This is a genomic window from Halosimplex carlsbadense 2-9-1, from assembly GCF_000337455.1.
In the GTDB taxonomy this organism is placed as follows: domain Archaea; phylum Halobacteriota; class Halobacteria; order Halobacteriales; family Haloarculaceae; genus Halosimplex; species Halosimplex carlsbadense.
On record NZ_AOIU01000002.1, the window covers coordinates 1 to 629 of the forward strand.

Here is a 629-nt window from a genome sequence, read left to right on the forward strand (position 1 = left end):
AGGGTTCCTCAGCACTGTTCGTCAGCTGAGGGTTAGCCGGTCCTAAGTCTCACCGTAATTCGAATGAGACGAAATGGGAAGCAGGTTAACATTCCTGCGCCGCTGTCAACTAAAAGTCGACGCCTTGGGTTCACCTGAGCCGGGCAATCGCCCGGTCGAACTATCCAACTCCGTGGAAGCCGTAATGGCACGAAGCGGACGAACGGTAGGATAGCGAAAGTCAGGCTAGCCTGGGGCCCGTGAAAAGACGATGACAGTGTCCGTACCGAGAACCGACACAGGTGCTCATGGCGGAGAAAGCCAAGGCCTGTCGGGATCAATCGACGTTAGGGAATTCGGCAATCTAGTCCCGTACCTTCGGAAGAAGGGATGCCTGCCTCGGGAAGAGGCAGGTCGCAGTGACTNACAGAGCAATTGTGTAGGTCGGCGTTCTGATCGGGTGGAAGCACGGCCGAGAGTTCGTGTGGACCGATTTGAAACGAAAATCCTGGTCATAGTAGTAGCGACAGTCGGGTGCGAATCCTGACGGCCAAAAGAGCTAGGGTTCCTCAGCACTGTTCGTCAGCTGAGGGTTAGCCGGTCCTAAGTCTCACCGTAATTCGAATGAGACGAAATGGGAAGCAGGTTAA

At 54.9% G+C, this 629-nt stretch carries 1 rRNA gene; it reads left to right on the forward strand.

Annotated features, from left to right (window positions below):
* Positions 1-629, forward strand: a 23S ribosomal RNA gene (locus tag C475_RS24145); the annotation flags it as partial.